This window comes from Bacteroides helcogenes P 36-108, from assembly GCF_000186225.1.
In the GTDB taxonomy this organism is placed as follows: Bacteria; Bacteroidota; Bacteroidia; order Bacteroidales; family Bacteroidaceae; genus Bacteroides; species Bacteroides helcogenes.
The window spans coordinates 1785159-1799309 of sequence record NC_014933.1; the positions used below are offsets into that span (position 1 = coordinate 1785159).

The 14151-nt window shown below is 48.6% G+C and carries 16 protein-coding genes; all 16 read right to left on the reverse strand.

What is annotated here, in order from left to right; genetic code table 11:
• Positions 1-82: 82 nt before the first annotated feature.
• The 16 genes from BACHE_RS07070 to hpt all read right to left on the reverse strand — a co-directional run bounded on the left by BACHE_RS07070 (position 83) and on the right by hpt (position 14112).
• A complete protein-coding gene (locus BACHE_RS07070) occupies positions 83-664 on the reverse strand; it encodes a LemA family protein (RefSeq protein WP_013547009.1) in 582 nt (193 codons plus the stop codon).
• A 107-nt stretch (positions 665-771) separates the two neighbouring features.
• Positions 772-1674 carry a TPM domain-containing protein gene (locus BACHE_RS07075; RefSeq protein ID WP_013547010.1) on the reverse strand — a complete coding sequence of 301 codons (903 nt, stop codon included), beginning with the start codon at positions 1672-1674 and terminating at the stop codon, positions 772-774.
• 43 nt (positions 1675-1717) lie between these two features.
• The gene (locus BACHE_RS07080; protein ID WP_013547011.1) at positions 1718-2752 is read right to left on the reverse strand and encodes an alpha/beta hydrolase; all 1035 of its coding nucleotides are present in this window, start codon (positions 2750-2752) and stop codon (positions 1718-1720) included.
• Complete coding sequence (locus BACHE_RS07085; protein ID WP_013547012.1) at positions 2752-3498, reverse strand: shikimate dehydrogenase family protein; 747 nt, start codon at positions 3496-3498, stop codon at positions 2752-2754. The genes BACHE_RS07080 and BACHE_RS07085 overlap by 1 nt, the downstream gene beginning before the upstream one ends.
• 1 nt (position 3499) lies before the next feature.
• A complete protein-coding gene (locus BACHE_RS17315) occupies positions 3500-4552 on the reverse strand; it encodes a hypothetical protein (protein WP_013547013.1) in 1053 nt (350 codons plus the stop codon).
• A gap of 26 nt (positions 4553-4578) precedes the next feature.
• Positions 4579-5316: a bifunctional demethylmenaquinone methyltransferase/2-methoxy-6-polyprenyl-1,4-benzoquinol methylase UbiE gene (ubiE, locus tag BACHE_RS07095; RefSeq protein WP_013547014.1), complete on the reverse strand. Its 738-nt coding sequence runs from the start codon at positions 5314-5316 to the stop codon at positions 4579-4581.
• The gene (locus tag BACHE_RS07100) at positions 5316-6257 is read right to left on the reverse strand and encodes a phosphoribosylaminoimidazolesuccinocarboxamide synthase (protein WP_041579726.1); all 942 of its coding nucleotides are present in this window, start codon (positions 6255-6257) and stop codon (positions 5316-5318) included. Before BACHE_RS07100 ends, ubiE begins: the two co-directional genes overlap by 1 nt.
• 53 nt (positions 6258-6310) lie before the next feature.
• On the reverse strand, positions 6311-7306 hold the full coding sequence (locus tag BACHE_RS07105) for a PhoH family protein (RefSeq protein ID WP_013547016.1): 996 nt from the start codon (positions 7304-7306) through the stop codon (positions 6311-6313).
• Positions 7307-7392: 86 nt separating this feature from the next.
• Positions 7393-8010 carry a M23 family metallopeptidase gene (locus tag BACHE_RS07110; protein WP_013547017.1) on the reverse strand — a complete coding sequence of 206 codons (618 nt, stop codon included), beginning with the start codon at positions 8008-8010 and terminating at the stop codon, positions 7393-7395.
• 36 nt (positions 8011-8046) lie between these two features.
• Positions 8047-8712: a B3/B4 domain-containing protein gene (locus tag BACHE_RS07115; protein ID WP_013547018.1), complete on the reverse strand. Its 666-nt coding sequence runs from the start codon at positions 8710-8712 to the stop codon at positions 8047-8049.
• Positions 8713-8735: 23 nt separating this feature from the next.
• Positions 8736-9926 (reverse strand): acyloxyacyl hydrolase, encoded by a 1191-nt coding sequence (locus tag BACHE_RS07120; protein WP_041579728.1) that lies wholly within the window; start codon positions 9924-9926, stop codon positions 8736-8738.
• Between the two features lie 29 nt (positions 9927-9955).
• Entirely contained in the window at positions 9956-10900 is a 945-nt protein-coding gene (locus tag BACHE_RS07125) for a hypothetical protein (protein ID WP_013547020.1), read from the reverse strand.
• Between the two features lie 68 nt (positions 10901-10968).
• Entirely contained in the window at positions 10969-11781 is an 813-nt protein-coding gene (gene pgeF / locus BACHE_RS07130; RefSeq protein WP_013547021.1) for a peptidoglycan editing factor PgeF, read from the reverse strand.
• Entirely contained in the window at positions 11778-12959 is a 1182-nt protein-coding gene (gene obgE, locus BACHE_RS07135) for a GTPase ObgE (RefSeq protein ID WP_013547022.1), read from the reverse strand. The genes pgeF and obgE overlap by 4 nt, the downstream gene beginning before the upstream one ends.
• Positions 12960-12968: 9 nt before the next feature.
• The gene (locus tag BACHE_RS07140) at positions 12969-13541 is read right to left on the reverse strand and encodes an adenylate kinase (RefSeq protein ID WP_013547023.1); all 573 of its coding nucleotides are present in this window, start codon (positions 13539-13541) and stop codon (positions 12969-12971) included.
• Between the two features lie 34 nt (positions 13542-13575).
• Entirely contained in the window at positions 13576-14112 is a 537-nt protein-coding gene (hpt, locus tag BACHE_RS07145; RefSeq protein WP_013547024.1) for a hypoxanthine phosphoribosyltransferase, read from the reverse strand.
• Positions 14113-14151: the final 39 nt, after the last annotated feature.

Below are 14151 nucleotides of genomic sequence, written 5' to 3' on the forward strand. Positions count from 1 at the left end.
GGCACTCATGGTACTTACGCCCAATGCGGCCTTGCTCCTATCATGCACTCATGGGGTGCATGTGGGGCAGAAAGGGCATGGATTAGAATTCCACTTTCGGGGCTTGCTCCGCACCTTCGGCAGCCTCGAAGTAGGCGCGCTTGTCGAAGCCGAAGAGCCCGGCAAGGATGTTCTTGGGGAAGCGGCGGATGGCGGTGTTGAACTCCTTCGCGGCATTGTTGAAGTTGGTGCGTGCCACGTTGATGCGGTTCTCCGTGCCTTCCAACTGGGCTTGCAGCTCCAGGAAGTTCTGGTTGGCTTTCAAGTCGGGATAGTTCTCCGTGATGGCCAGCAGCTTGCCCAGGGCGGATGTCACGGCGCCTTGTGCCTTCTGGTATTCGGCCAGCTTCTCCGGGGTCAGGTCGTTGGCATCCACCTTGATTTGGGTGGCGGCGCTGCGAGCCTGTACCACGCCTTCCAGTGTCTCTTGCTCGTGTGCGGCATAGCCTTTCACGGTGCTTACGAGGTTCGGAATCAGGTCGGCGCGGCGTTGGTATTGGGTCTCCACGTTCGACCATTGTCCGCTGACGTTTTCGTCCATGCTTACGAGTCCGTTGTAGCCGCTTACTCCCCAAATGGCGAGGATGGCTACCACCGCGATGATGATAAGGGTTGATTTCTTCATACTTCTTTCTTTCTTTTTTCTGGTCTCTGCTTCCCTCCGATGCGGGGGGCGAGAGCTCTTGATTAAACAATATGGGTTGATTGAGATGTTGCTGTGTATCGAGTGCTTCAGAAGCGCGAGCCTGCACCGCCGCCACCGCCCATGCCGCCTCCGAAGCTTCCTCCGCCGAAGCCGCCACTGCCGCCGAAGCCTCCTCCGCCGAAGATGACAGGCCCGCTGCCGCCTCCGCGTCCGCGGTAGTTCTCGTCGTAGGTCTGCTGGCGGCGCACCACCTGATGCCCGCAGTTGCGGCAGGTATAGGTCACGTCTTCCGTCCGCACCCCGTTGCGGCGCGACACGAGGACGCTGCTGCTGCGTTGTAGCTTATGCTGCCCGCAGTGGGGGCATTTGGTGGCGGCGCGGATGGCGAGTATGGAAATCACTCCGCCTACCGCGATGAAGCCGAATATAGCGAGCAGAATGGTTGTGATGTCGTCTTCTTCTTCGTCCGTCCCGTCGTTGGTCATGCTGCCGTCCAGCCGTGCGCACACGGCCTGTATGCCGGCCACCATGCCTGCGTCCCAGTTTCCGTCTTTCAGGTAGGGAATCATATACTTCGTCTGTATGCGCTTGCAGATGGCATCGGGCAGGTCTCCCTCCAAGCCATAGCCTGTGTAGAACTGGATGCAGCGTTGGTCGGTCACCAGTAGAATCACCAGTCCGTTGTTCTTGCCTTTCTTGCCCACGCCCCACTCGTTGAGCAACTGGTGGGAGAAGTCGAAGCAATCGGCCTCACCGATGGAGGGCACTACGGCCACCACCGTTTCGATGCCGGTCTGCTGTTCCAATGCGAACAACAGGCGGTTGATGCTGTCGCAGGCTGCTGCGGAAAGTATTCCGTCGGGATTGCTTACATAGTGCGTCTTGTCTTGCAGACGTACTTTAGGTATGCTCCGGGTGGTATAGACTTGCTGTGCCTGCATGAAGGTGAACAGGCATAAAAGGATTTGTAAAGAGAGGATTCGTTTCATACGGTTGTGTAGCATTATGTGGACGAAGATACGAAAAACCGGGTCAATGGATATACTTTTCTACAAAATTCTTGATGCGTGCCGTGTATTCTTGCGGATACTTCCGGTAGGATTTGGCGTGTGTAGCGCCCGGCACTACCCATAGTTCTTTGGGCTCCGGCTTGGCTTCATACAGTGGATAGACCATCCGGGTGGGTACGAAGGTGTCGGCATCGCCGTGTATGAAAAGCATCGGCAGGGAGCATTTCTTGACCTGCTCCAGTGCGGAGGCTTCGCGGAAATCCCATTTATATTCTTGCTTGCAGAGCCAGCTTGCCGTGTGCAGCAATGGAAAGGCGGGCAGGTTGAACCGTTCTTTCAGCTCTCCTTGAAATTCGTCCCACACACTGGTGTAGCCACAGTCTTCTACAAAGCATTTGATGAATGGTTGCTGGTAGGCTCCGTGCTCCACTTCGCCGGATACCATCATGGTGGTGGCGGCTCCCATAGATATGCCGTGCACTACCATCTCGGTTCCGTTGCTGCGATATTCGTGGGCAGTGCTTGCGGAGTCTTGGCCTGTTGCGTCGGCAACCTCGTTGTTTCTGCCGAAGAGCTCATCGGCGGTAGCCGTCCACAGCAACACGTCCAGACGGTCCGGCCACCCCATCTGTATTTCTGCCCCTTCGCTCAGGCCGTGTCCGTGGAGGTCGGGCAATAGGACGTTATATCCCAATACCTTATTATAAAGGTATCCTATCATCAACATGCGCACAGCGTTGTCTGTATAGCCGTGTACGATGACGGCGGTTTTGCGGGTGGGCTCTGCGGCGGCAATGCAAAGTGCATGCAAGGTCTCGCCCCGGTCGTTCTCCATATAGAAGTCGCGCAGAGCGCCCGCGTTTTGCAGACTGTCTACCCACGGTTGCAGTTCGGGATATTCGCTGAGCATATATTCGTAGGAGGCCGGAATGTCGCGGCTGCGTGTAGCCAGTTCTTCCGGTTTCAGCGCATAGCCCAACAGGTAATAGCCGCCACATAGCAAGAGGGCGCAGACGGCTATGACGCTGACAAATGAGTATCTTACTGCTTTCTTCATTATTTATTCCAAATTTCCCATGCAGCAAAGGCTTGCAATAGCAGCATCTCGAGTCCGTTCTTGACGGTGGCGCCCTGGGCTTCGCCTTTCTTCATGAAGAGGGTTTCGTTTGGATTGTACAACAAATCGTATAGCAAATGGTTGGGGGTGAGGCAGGCGTAAGGTATGCCCGGACAATAATCTACTTTGGGAAACATGCCTACGGGAGTGCAGTTCACTATGACGGTATGCTCCGCCATGATTTCCGGAGTCAGCTCTTCGTAAGTCAGGAATTTGCCGTCTTTCTTGGTGCGCGATACGAAGGTGCTCTCTATGCCGAGATTCTCCAGTCCGCGATGCACGGCTTTGGATGCTCCGCCTGTGCCCAGAATCAGTGCCTTCTTGTGGTGGGCTTGCAGTAGCGGTTCGATGGATTGCGTGAATCCGATGATGTCCGAATTGCATCCCATAAGCTTCACCTTGCCTTTCGGTTGGCGGATGATTTTAATCACGTTGACTGCGCCTATTTTAGCGGCGTCTTTGTCCAGTTCGTCCAAATAGGGGATGACTTGCTCTTTGTAGGGGATGGTGACGTTGAGTCCGCAGAGGTTGGGATTCTCCTCTATCACTTCCATGAAGTCCTCGATGCGTGGAATCTCGAAGTTCACGTATTCCGCATCAATGTTCTCTGCCGCGAATTTCTCGTTGAAGTATCCGATGGAGAACGAATGTCTCAGGGGGTAACCTATTAAACCGTATTTCTGCATACTATTCTTGTTTTTTCGTTATGTAATCGCATTTTAATGCCCGTGTCACTCCCTGCACATGTTGGTCGGGATAGAGGGACTGGTAGTGTGCCGTCAGGTCTTCGTACAACCAAAGGTCGGTGTTTGGAAAGAAGGATCGGGTGGACGAACTACGCACCAATAGCAGGTGATAGGTGGGTGCTTCATCTGCAAAGGTCATGTCCCATTGAAGATAGGTATATATCTGATTGTCGGGCGGAACTAATTTGATGACGGAAGTCGCTTCTTCGGGAATATTCTTGGAAATGCTTGTGCCCATTGCATAGAGCAGTTCCCCACTTTTCAGGACGGAGCCGTCAGCTTTCTTCCACGTGAATGTGGCCTTTCCTCCGGGAGCAATGATTTTGTCCTTTGCGGCAAAGGCGAAGCTGCTCCCTGCCGGATAGGGGAGATTCTGCTGCAAGTCGGCTTCTATCTCCGAGGCATTGTCGGCAACTATGCCATAGCGGACGTCTTTCACAAGAAACGAACTCCCGGCTTGCAAGGCAGGTTGCTTGGTAATGAGAAAAGAAGAACGGTTTGTCTCCGGGTTCTCTACTCCGTTCAAGCAGAACTTGCGGTTAGTTACCGGTTTCTTGGCTACCCAAGTCAACTTACTGGAGAAAGTGATGACATCTGTTGAACCATCGTTCCAGTCGATGGTGACCGACTCATCTTCAAAGGTCTTTGCACCGTCAAATTCACCGAAGGCCAGATAATATCTGCCGGATTTGTCTTTGATGGTCTGCAAGCCATAGAGTATTGCAAGGTAAGCTTTGGTTTGTGCTACAAGTATATCCTTTTCATAAGTTTTGTCTTTATAGATAGCTTTTATGCCCTGGTTGGCAATGTTGCCCGGAGTTTCGGGATTCAAAAGGTCGTTGCCTGCGGCATCTTGCACGGATATATAGAGGACAATGGGGGCGATGTCCCAAATCATGTCATCATCATTGCCATCGGATGGGTCACAGCCTGTCAAAGCACCCAGACAAAAGAGGGGGATTAATAAAGACGTTAATAAATGAGTCGTTTTCATGCTGTTTCTTTTTAAGGGTTTTGTTGCTATTTTGTTGCCACATAAAGCGTGCATATCCCGAAGGTCAGCCGCTTGAAGCGGACTTCGCTGAAGCCTGCCCGCCGGATGGCTCCCTGCATCACCTCGCCTTGCGGAAAGGCGCGGATGCTCTCAGGCAGATAGGTGTAGGCACTGTTGTCTTTTGAGATAAACTTGCCAATCAGGGGAATGACGACTTTGGAATAGATGGTGAATAGCTGCTTCATCGGGAAGCGGTCGGGCGTGGAGAGTTCCAGTATGACGAGGTGTCCGCCGGGTGTGAGCACACGACACATTTCAGATAGCCCTTTGTCCAGTCCTTCGAAGTTGCGGATGCCGAACGCCACCGTCACGGCATCGAAGCTTCCGTCGGCAAACGAGAGACAAGTGCAGTCCTCCCGGGCAAAGGAAACCTTGTCCGAGAGGTGCGCCTGCTTTACCTTTTCGCGCCCCACGTTCATCATGCCTTCCGAGATGTCCGTGCCAATCAAAGAGTCGGGTTGCAGTTCGCGGCAGGCAAGGATGGCAAAGTCGCCCGTGCCCGTGGCCACATCCAAGATGCGGCGGGGGCGGAAAGGACGAAGCGTGTCAATGGCCTGCTTACGCCAACTCCGGTCTATACCCAAAGACAGGGTATGGTTCAGTTGGTCGTAGGCGGGAGCAATGTGGTTGAACATTTCTTCTACCAGTTCGCTCTTCTTGCCCTCTTTGCCGTAAGGCTTGATGTGTTCTTGGGGGTAATCCATTATTTCAAGTATTCCGTTACGTTCTTCTCGATGCGTGCGGTGATGTTGCTCGTATCTTCTTTCACGAACTTCTCACCGGTGATGTGCTCGTACAGTTCGATGTAGCGCTCGCTGATGCCGGTCACGATTTCATCCGTCATTTCGGGTACTTGCTGTCCGGCCTGTCCCTGAAATCCGTTGTCCATCAACCATTCGCGTACAAACTCTTTGGAAAGCTGCTTTTGCGGTTCGCCTTTCAGGAAGCGTTCTTCGTAGCCTTCGCTGTAGAAGTAGCGGCTGGAGTCCGGCGTATGTATTTCGTCCATCAGGTAGATAGTACCGTTGTGCTTGCCGAATTCGTATTTGGTATCCACGAGAATCAAGCCACGCTCCGCAGCGATTTCCGTGCCGCGCTTGAAAAGGGCGAGGGTGTATTTCTCTAATGTGGCGTACTCTTCGGGAGTGGCAAGGCCTTTGGCGAGGATTTCCTCTTTGGAAATGTCGGCATCGTGCTCGCCGATTTCAGCTTTGGTGGTCGGGGTGATGATGGGCTCGGGGAACTTCTGGTTCTCCTTCATGCCTTCGGGCAGCTTCACACCGCAGATTTCGCGCACACCGCCTTTGTAGGCACGCCATGCGCTGCCGCAGAGGTAGCCGCGCACGATCATTTCTACGGGGAATCCTTCGCACATCACGCCTACGGTCACCATCGGGTCGGGTGTAGCCATCTTCCAGTTGGGACAGATGTCGGTGGTGGCATCGAGGAACTTGGCTGCTATCTGGTTCAGCATTTGTCCCTTGAAAGGGATGCCTTTCGGCAATACTACGTCGAAGGCCGAAATACGGTCGGTAGCTACCATCACTAACTTTTCACCGTTGATGTTGTACACATCACGCACTTTTCCGTGGTACACGCTTTGCTGACCGGGGAAATTGAATTCTGTTGCTGTTAATGCTTTCATATTCATTCTCATATTAAAGTTTAATCATATCGTTGACTCCGAGAGCTATTACATTAATTCTGTTCATTATGGCTATTCTTTTGATTTTTAAGTTTCTCCCGTTCCGCTTTCGTTTCCTTGTCGAACTTCTCATAGGCTTCCACAATCTGAGTGACGAGCTTGTGGCGCACGATGTCTTTCTTGTTCAGCTCGATGAAGCTGATGCCCTTCACGCCTTTCAGGATGCGAAGCGCTTGTACCAAACCCGATGTCTGGGCAGCGGGCAGGTCTATCTGCGTCATGTCGCCTGTCACAATCATCTTGGTGTTCATGCCCATGCGGGTGAGGAACATCTTGATTTGCTGCGTGGTGGTGTTCTGCGCTTCGTCCAATATGACTACGGCATCGTTCAGCGTGCGTCCGCGCATAAAGGCGAGGGGAGCAATCTGGATGACATTCAGTTCCATGTACTCCTTCAGTTTGGCGGCGGGTATCATGTCTTGCAAGGCATCGTAGAGCGGTTGCAGATATGGGTCTATCTTGTCCTTCATGTCGCCGGGCAAGAAGCCGAGCTTCTCTCCGGCTTCCACGGCGGGGCGGCTGAGGATGATTTTCTTGATTTCCTTGTTCTTCAAGGCGCGTACGGCCAAGGCGATGGCGGTATAGGTCTTGCCCGAACCTGCCGGGCCGATGGCAAATACCATGTCGTTCTTACCGAAAGCTTCTACCAGTTTCAATTGGTTCTCGCTGCGGGGGATGATGGGCTTTCCCGTCACGCTGAACACAATGACGTTGCCCGCTTTCTCCGCTTGCGGGGCGTTGCCCTTGATGATATCAATGATGACTTCCTCTTTCAGTGAGTTGTATTCGGTGCAGTATTTCTCCAGTTTGGTGATGTTTTCCTCGAATGCGCACATCTCCTCTTCGTCTCCCAACACTTTAATGACGTTGCCGCGGGCCACGATGCGCAGTTTGGGGTAAAGGGCTTTTATAAGTTGCATGTTGGCATTGTTCACGCCATAAAAGATAACCGGGTCGATATCCTCCAGAACAATCAGTTTTTCTATCATTGATATGGTTTAATGTTCAATTTGTTTTTTAATGAAACGCTTTGCAAATGTAGTGAAACGTTTGAATACTTGGGTAGGCAGATGGGCTATTTTTTTAGTTCAGGCTTTACCACAATACGGTTTCCGTTTTTGGTGCAGCGGATGCATTCGGGGCGAAGTGTCCGTGCCTGCAGGTTGAAGATTATGTTCGGATTGAAATGCTGTCCATTGATACGGGTCTCAAAGTGGAGGTGCTCTGTGCTGGCACGCCCAGTACGTCCGGTCAGGCCGATGGGTTGTCCGGCTTTCACCACATCGCCACTTTTTACGAAATTCTTGAATTGATGACTGTAAATAGTCTCCAATCCTGTATGATGGCGGATGACAATCACATTTCCATAGGCACTGTAAGGCTTTGACATGCGTACTACTCCGGAGAAGGCGGCGCGGATAGTGTCTTTGGCACAAGTTTTTATATCCACTCCGGCATGATTGCTTCTGCCCCGTCCATAGTGTGAAATTACTTTTCCACCTGGCAATGGAAAAGAATAATCTTTGGAAGAAATGCTGTCTAAATGGATTTCGATATGATTGCTTTCGGCAAACAAGCCGGGAGTGGCTACACGGATATGGTTGACCTCCATTGAGTTGAATGTCGGCTTTTGCTCTTGTGCCGAGAGGGAGGAAAGTGAAAATAAGAAGAATGATAAGATGAATGATTTCATGATGAATGTCTGTTATAACTATGTTATGGTATTTATCTATTTAAAGAATTTTATGTCTCCACCATCGGAGAATGCGTATTTTCTTAAAAGATCTTGTATCATTTTAGCGGCTTCTTCCAAGCCTTCCGATCCGTTGTAACCGTTGATGATTGCAAGGATGTGGCAGGTTTCCAAATCCAGCTTGGTGCGCTCGTGGTCACTGGTGGGAGTACCGATGCCTCCCGCACGGTCACGATAGACAGGGAGCCTTTCAATGTTCAGCACTCCGCGTCCGATTCCCTCAAAAGGTTCATCGGTGTGTCCGATGCCGAGTTCAAGGTTATCGCCTTGTATCTTGTCGGTATCAAAACCACCGATGGAATAGCCGGTACAGAGGGAAACGAGGTTGATGATATCCACCAGTGTGTTGATCCGGTATAAAGCCAGTCCTCTTACCAGACGACGGCGCAATGCTTCCGCCGAAGGACGATAACGGCTTGGGTCTTTACCGCAACGCTTGTAGGCTTCACGGGTGGCAGCAATGACAGGCTGAAGCTTGATGTCTTCTGCGCAGGTGGTGCTGACTAACTTCCGGGTGAAAACATCAATCTCATTCCAAAGTTCCTCACAAAAGATGGTGTTGGTAACTTCTGCATAAACGGCTACACCTCTGAAAGAGGGGCAGTATTTTCTTATTTCATCTGATACGGAAATTTTATACATATTCTTTTAGAGTTCTTAGTTAATTACCGTTTGTTATTGAATCTGTGTCCCAATCCGAGCATCAAGTTGTTCGGGCTCTTGAAATTACTCAGTTGATAACCCACGTGCAGGAAAATGTTTCGGGTAAGGGAAGCCTTTAGGGCTAAAATTTGATAGAAGTTCTTTGTGTCATTGCCTTTGTAAAGTATATTGTGTCCAAATCCTATGTTTATCGAGAAGATGGGCATTACCAATTCTCCACGTATAGACAAGCCTGCTGCGAATTGTTCGCGAAAGGGAGGTCGGTAGAATTTGGGGTCATGAGCAGGAGAATCTGCAAGATGTTCTTTAATATTGGCACTTTCGTCGAATTGTAGATCCAGCGAAGTACCGGCCTTGAAGAACTTGTTGAAGTTATACATCGGATTGAAATTGAGGCCTATGATACCAAAAGCTCCGGGTACAAGATATGTTCTATTGTCTTTGATGAAACCTTTCTTGCGAGTGGCTCCATAGATAATCAGGTCATAGCTGACATGGGGAAGAATATCGATTGGTTTTGCGTTTCCGATTCTTGTAGTAGCGGCATCCGTGTTTTCTCTGCCGAAAGTATGTACAATACCTATTCGTCCGCCTATGGGATTGATTCCTGCATTCGGATAATTGGTGTTACCGTTGGAGAAATGGGTGAAGTCCAGACCTGCTGTCAGATTCCACTGTGGACTGACCTGCCAGTTCAGAAAGAAGCCTAAGTTGATGTAGGCATTAATCTTGGAACCAACGATGTTGTTGTACTGATTGGTTAGTTCGTTATATTTTTTCCAATAGAAAGAGACACCGAAGTTCCATTCATAATCTAAAGATAATTTGGGTGAAAGTTGTTTGATACGTGATCCTTGAAAAGCATATAACGCCAGTGGATTTCCTACCTCAGAAGTGTTGAAAAAGGAGCCGTAAGAAATACCAATGCCTTGGTAAGCGTACGGGTACAGCTTGCCTAATCGTGAGTTCTTGCTGAACTGGAAAGCATACTTCAAGTGCGCTGACAAGTGTTTTTGGATAGGCTCCTGCTGTTTGTTCTCTCCTTTGAGGAAACTGGCAGTGGGAGTAACATAGTTTGGACGGATGTCAAAGCCTATCTTGTGGATAATAGGATGCTGTAAACTGTCATTATTACTTCCTGTATTTTGAGCTGATAGTGCGGTAGTAAAAAGTGCTACTAACAGGTAAGTCATATAGGCAAGTTTGTGGATGTTGTGCATAGCTATTCTTCTATAGTTTCTCGTATGATATGAGATTCTTTGGTTGGCATATTACTTCGTAACCTCCCGGCGATGGTGCGTTTCTTGTTGGTTTTGGGATTATGGGCACGAATAGTAAAATCAGTCTCGAACCAGTCATATGACAGTATTGGGGTAATTCGTTGTTTGGAAAGAGCCGGGATGGTTACCTTTTTCTCTTCATTAGCAAAAGAGATAGGTATTTTTTGTTCATCACCTGTGTATGAAGCACGGACGCCGTCCATCACGAGAGACTTATCGACTATTGTCGGAATATCCACCACTGTATTTTTCTCTAATAGCCAGAATGCCAGTGGTGACAAAGACGTAAATGTAACTTCATGGTATATATTTCTGAAGGGGTAAATGGTTGTAGTTAAAGGCGTGGAAGTTTCATTATTTACAGTAATTGACTTTCCATATCCTACTCCGTTTCCATAGTATTCGTAAGCATCCAGTGAATAGGAGATGTCGTCTAATACATACCGTTCACATGGTGAAATAATAACCTGTATGATTTTGGATTCGTACTCATTACCTACTAAAATAGAAAGGTCGAAGCGTGAGAACATGATATTTTCGTCTACTTTAATAGTCAACTCTTTGGAATGCTTTCGTTCGATGGTAAGGTCTATTTGTTCGTCATTGAGTATAATTTTTCCTACTCCGTCCAAACAGGGTGCTCCAGATGTTCCTATGTTCACCCCTTCTGCATTATATATTTTGAAGAAAGCTTGCGTCAGGCTGCATTCACCGGATATTATCTCCCAATTTGAAGAATTAAAATGGATAGTGACAGAATCACCGTTACCATCTAACTCTATATTATCTTCCGAGGGTCGAATGTCTTCTATGAATACACCACTGTTGCAACTATGGAATGCTGAAAGTATGAGTGTACAAGTTAAAGTGCCTATTAGTCTTTTCATTTTCATTTAGTTCATGATGTACAAATGTATAGAAAATAATATTACCCCTTGATAATCTTTCTACCTTTTTATGTATTTATCATAATCCCCGATAGTATGCGTCCTGACTTGATGCCTAATCGCCGTGCTGAGAAGAAATCTTCATGTTGCATGAAAGTACATATTTCGGCTGTTTCTACTTGAGTTGATGGAACACCGAAGTCAAGCAGTTGCAGACGATTGGCTGCCCACAGGTCGATGTGGTATTTGTGCGTTTCCTGTTTCCATTTGGAAATGTAATCCATCTGAAACCCACTTTCACGGAAAGTCTCATATACCTCGTCGCCTACTTCGAACGAGGCAAGGGAGATGCCTGGACCTATGCAAGCGATGACATCTTTGCCGTCTGTATGGCAGAGTGCCCGCATTTTGGCTAAAGTATGGCCTAAGATGCAGTTCGCTGTTCCTCGCCAACCAGCATGAACGGCAGCTATTGCCTGATGTTTCGGGTCGTAGAGTAATATCGGGATACAGTCTGCCGTAGAGATGCAAAGACAGTAACCTCTTTCGAAGGTGACGAGTGAGTCTGTGCCTTGCAACATGGCAAGACGTCGCTGAGGTGAGGCGGATAAATATTCCGATCCGATAACCAATATCCGGTTACCATGTGTCTGATAGGGAATAACCAGTTCAACTGGACGTTGTGGTAATCCCTCGCAGAGTAACTCCTGATTGCGGCTTACGCATTCCGTATCATCTCCGGTGTAGGGCGTGCAGTTGAAAGAAGCGTAGCTTCCCCGGCTACATCCCCCGTGGCGGGTAGTTACAAAACAAGAAATGTCGGGATAAGAGGAAAGAACCTCATATCCCAACATTCTTCTGTCTGCTGTGAGTGGAATCATTTTTTGTCTTCCTCCCAGTCTTCTTCGTATTCAAAGTCCTCCAGGTCTTCTATGTCCTCGTCATCATTGACGTATTCATAACCGAGGTCTTCATCTTCACCCTCTTCTTGAAGCTCTGCTTGCAGGTGGCTCATGTCCTTGGCGCGGTGGGCAATACTTTCTACCTTGCTTTCTATCTTGTTGCTTTCCTTGTTCAATTCTTCCCAAAGAATGTCTTTTAGCACGGATATGCCCATGCCTGAGATAGCGGAAATGAAAATATGCGGAATGCCTTCGGGCAATGCAGGCTCTATTTCGTCCATGAGTTCCTGGTCGAGCATGTCGCTTTTGGTTATGGCAAGCACGCGTTGCTTGTCAAGCATTTCAGGGTTGAAGGTACGTAGTTCATTCAGTAATATTTCATATTCCTTGCGGATGTCGTCACTATCGGCAGGAACCATGAATAGCAGTAGCGAATTGCGTTCGATGTGGCGCAGGAAACGCAAGCCCAATCCTTTGCCTGCACTGGCGCCTTCGATAATTCCGGGAATGTCCGCCATGACGAATGATTTGCCATCACGATAGGAAACGATTCCCAAGTTAGGTTCCAAAGTGGTAAAGGGATAGTTGGCAATCTTGGGCTTTGCGGAAGATACGGTAGAAAGCAAGGTTGATTTTCCCGCGTTCGGGAAACCTACCAAACCAACATCTGCCAATAACTTTAACTCCATAATCACCGTCATTTCCTGCATCGGTTCACCGGGTTGTGCAAAACGGGGCGCTTGCCGGGTGGCAGTTTTGAAATGCCAATTACCTAATCCGCCACGTCCTCCTTTCAGCAAAATGACTTCTTGGCCATGCTCGGTAACGTCACAGAGGTATTCACCGGTTTCGGCATTATAGACTACAGTGCCACAGGGGACTTCAATGATTCTGTCTTCTCCGTCCTTGCCGAAACTGCGATTCTTGGAGCCCGATTCACCATGTCCTGCCATGATGTGGCGGTCATACTTTAGGTGCAACAGTGTCCAATAATTACGGTTACCGCGAAGAATAACATGACCTCCTCGTCCTCCATCACCTCCGTCGGGACCTCCGTTGGGTATGTATTTCTCACGCCGCATGTGCGTGGAGCCTCGTCCGCCCTTACCTGAACGGCAGTATATTTTTACGTAGTCAACAAAATTCGATTCAGCCATAATTACTTTTTATTTTACTTTATCTATTGCATTGCAAACTTCTGCTGTGATATCTTCCAGCTTTCCAAGTCCGTTGATATGTGCATACAGATCTTCGCTCTTGTACCATCCAATCAGCGGAGCTGTCTGAGAGTGGTAAACGACAAGGCGCTTCTTGATTGTCTCTTCGTTGTCGTCTGCACGTCCGGATTCTTGTCCGCGTTTGATGAGGCGTTTCATCAGTTCTTCTTCGGGTACATCAAGGTCAAGCATTACGCTGACTTCCTGTCCGCGTTCAGCCAACATCTTCTTCAATGCTTCGGCTTGGGCGATAGTTCTGGGGAAACCGTCGAAAATAACGCCTTTGCTGTCTTGGAAACTGTCGAATACGTTTGCCAGAATCTCAATCATCAGTTCATCGGGAATCAATTGACCCTGGTCGATATAGCCTTTGGCAGTCTTGCCCAATTCAGTACCATTCTTCATCTCAGCACGGAGTACGTCTCCGGTAGAAATGTGGTTGATTCCGTACTTTTCTACAATCTTCTCACTTTGTGTTCCTTTGCCTGAGCCGGGAGCACCGAAAATTACAATATTCAACATTTGCTTTACCTATTTATTTGTGATTTATTTATAATTATTCCACTACTGTATAGATGTCCGGATAGTTACGCCCGAATCCGTCATAATCCAATCCGTAACCAACGATAAAGTCATTGGGAATGTTCATGGCGACATATTCAATGTCCAGATCAACTTTCAACTTTTCGGGTTTCACCAACAAAGAAGCGATATGAATTTCCTTGGGACTGCGTGTACCCAGAGTTTCCAGCAGACGCTGCATGGTAAGTCCCGTATCTACAATGTCTTCCACGATGACTACTGTACGGTCTGTAAGGTCTTCATTGATGCCGATTACTTCTTTGATGACTCCGGTGGAGGATACCCCTTGATAGGATGCCAGTTTGACGAACGAGATTTCACAAGGAATCGTGATACGTTTCAGCAAATCGGCAGTAAACATGAACGAACCGTTCAAGACGCTGAGAAACAATGGATTCTTTCCTGCCAAATCACGATTGATTTCGTTCGCTACACGGGTTACTTCTTTCAGTATGTCCTGCTCCTTGATGGAGACTGTGAACATTTTGTCTTTAATCTGTATGGTATCCATAGATGGAGTTTATTTTAGAAAGTTGGCGCAAAAATACAA

Coding starts and splice junctions, on each gene's coding strand:
- BACHE_RS07070 (WP_013547009.1), bottom strand. CDS start 664: ATGAAGAAATCAACCCTTATCATCATCGCGGTGGTAGCCATCCTCGCC.
- BACHE_RS07075 (WP_013547010.1), bottom strand. CDS start 1,674: ATGAAACGAATCCTCTCTTTACAAATCCTTTTATGCCTGTTCACCTTC.
- BACHE_RS07080 (WP_013547011.1), bottom strand. CDS start 2,752: ATGAAGAAAGCAGTAAGATACTCATTTGTCAGCGTCATAGCCGTCTGC.
- BACHE_RS07085 (WP_013547012.1), bottom strand. CDS start 3,498: ATGCAGAAATACGGTTTAATAGGTTACCCCCTGAGACATTCGTTCTCC.
- BACHE_RS17315 (WP_013547013.1), bottom strand. CDS start 4,552: ATGAAAACGACTCATTTATTAACGTCTTTATTAATCCCCCTCTTTTGT.
- ubiE (WP_013547014.1), bottom strand. CDS start 5,316: ATGGATTACCCCCAAGAACACATCAAGCCTTACGGCAAAGAGGGCAAG.
- BACHE_RS07100 (WP_041579726.1), bottom strand. CDS start 6,257: ATGAAAGCATTAACAGCAACAGAATTCAATTTCCCCGGTCAGCAAAGC.
- BACHE_RS07105 (WP_013547016.1), bottom strand. CDS start 7,306: ATGATAGAAAAACTGATTGTTCTGGAGGATATCGACCCGGTTATCTTT.
- BACHE_RS07110 (WP_013547017.1), bottom strand. CDS start 8,010: ATGAAATCATTCATCTTATCATTCTTCTTATTTTCACTTTCCTCCCTC.
- BACHE_RS07115 (WP_013547018.1), bottom strand. CDS start 8,712: ATGTATAAAATTTCCGTATCAGATGAAATAAGAAAATACTGCCCCTCT.
- BACHE_RS07120 (WP_041579728.1), bottom strand. CDS start 9,926: ATGACTTACCTGTTAGTAGCACTTTTTACTACCGCACTATCAGCTCAA.
- BACHE_RS07125 (WP_013547020.1), bottom strand. CDS start 10,900: ATGAAAAGACTAATAGGCACTTTAACTTGTACACTCATACTTTCAGCA.
- pgeF (WP_013547021.1), bottom strand. CDS start 11,781: ATGATTCCACTCACAGCAGACAGAAGAATGTTGGGATATGAGGTTCTT.
- obgE (WP_013547022.1), bottom strand. CDS start 12,959: ATGGCTGAATCGAATTTTGTTGACTACGTAAAAATATACTGCCGTTCA.
- BACHE_RS07140 (WP_013547023.1), bottom strand. CDS start 13,541: ATGTTGAATATTGTAATTTTCGGTGCTCCCGGCTCAGGCAAAGGAACA.
- hpt (WP_013547024.1), bottom strand. CDS start 14,112: ATGGATACCATACAGATTAAAGACAAAATGTTCACAGTCTCCATCAAG.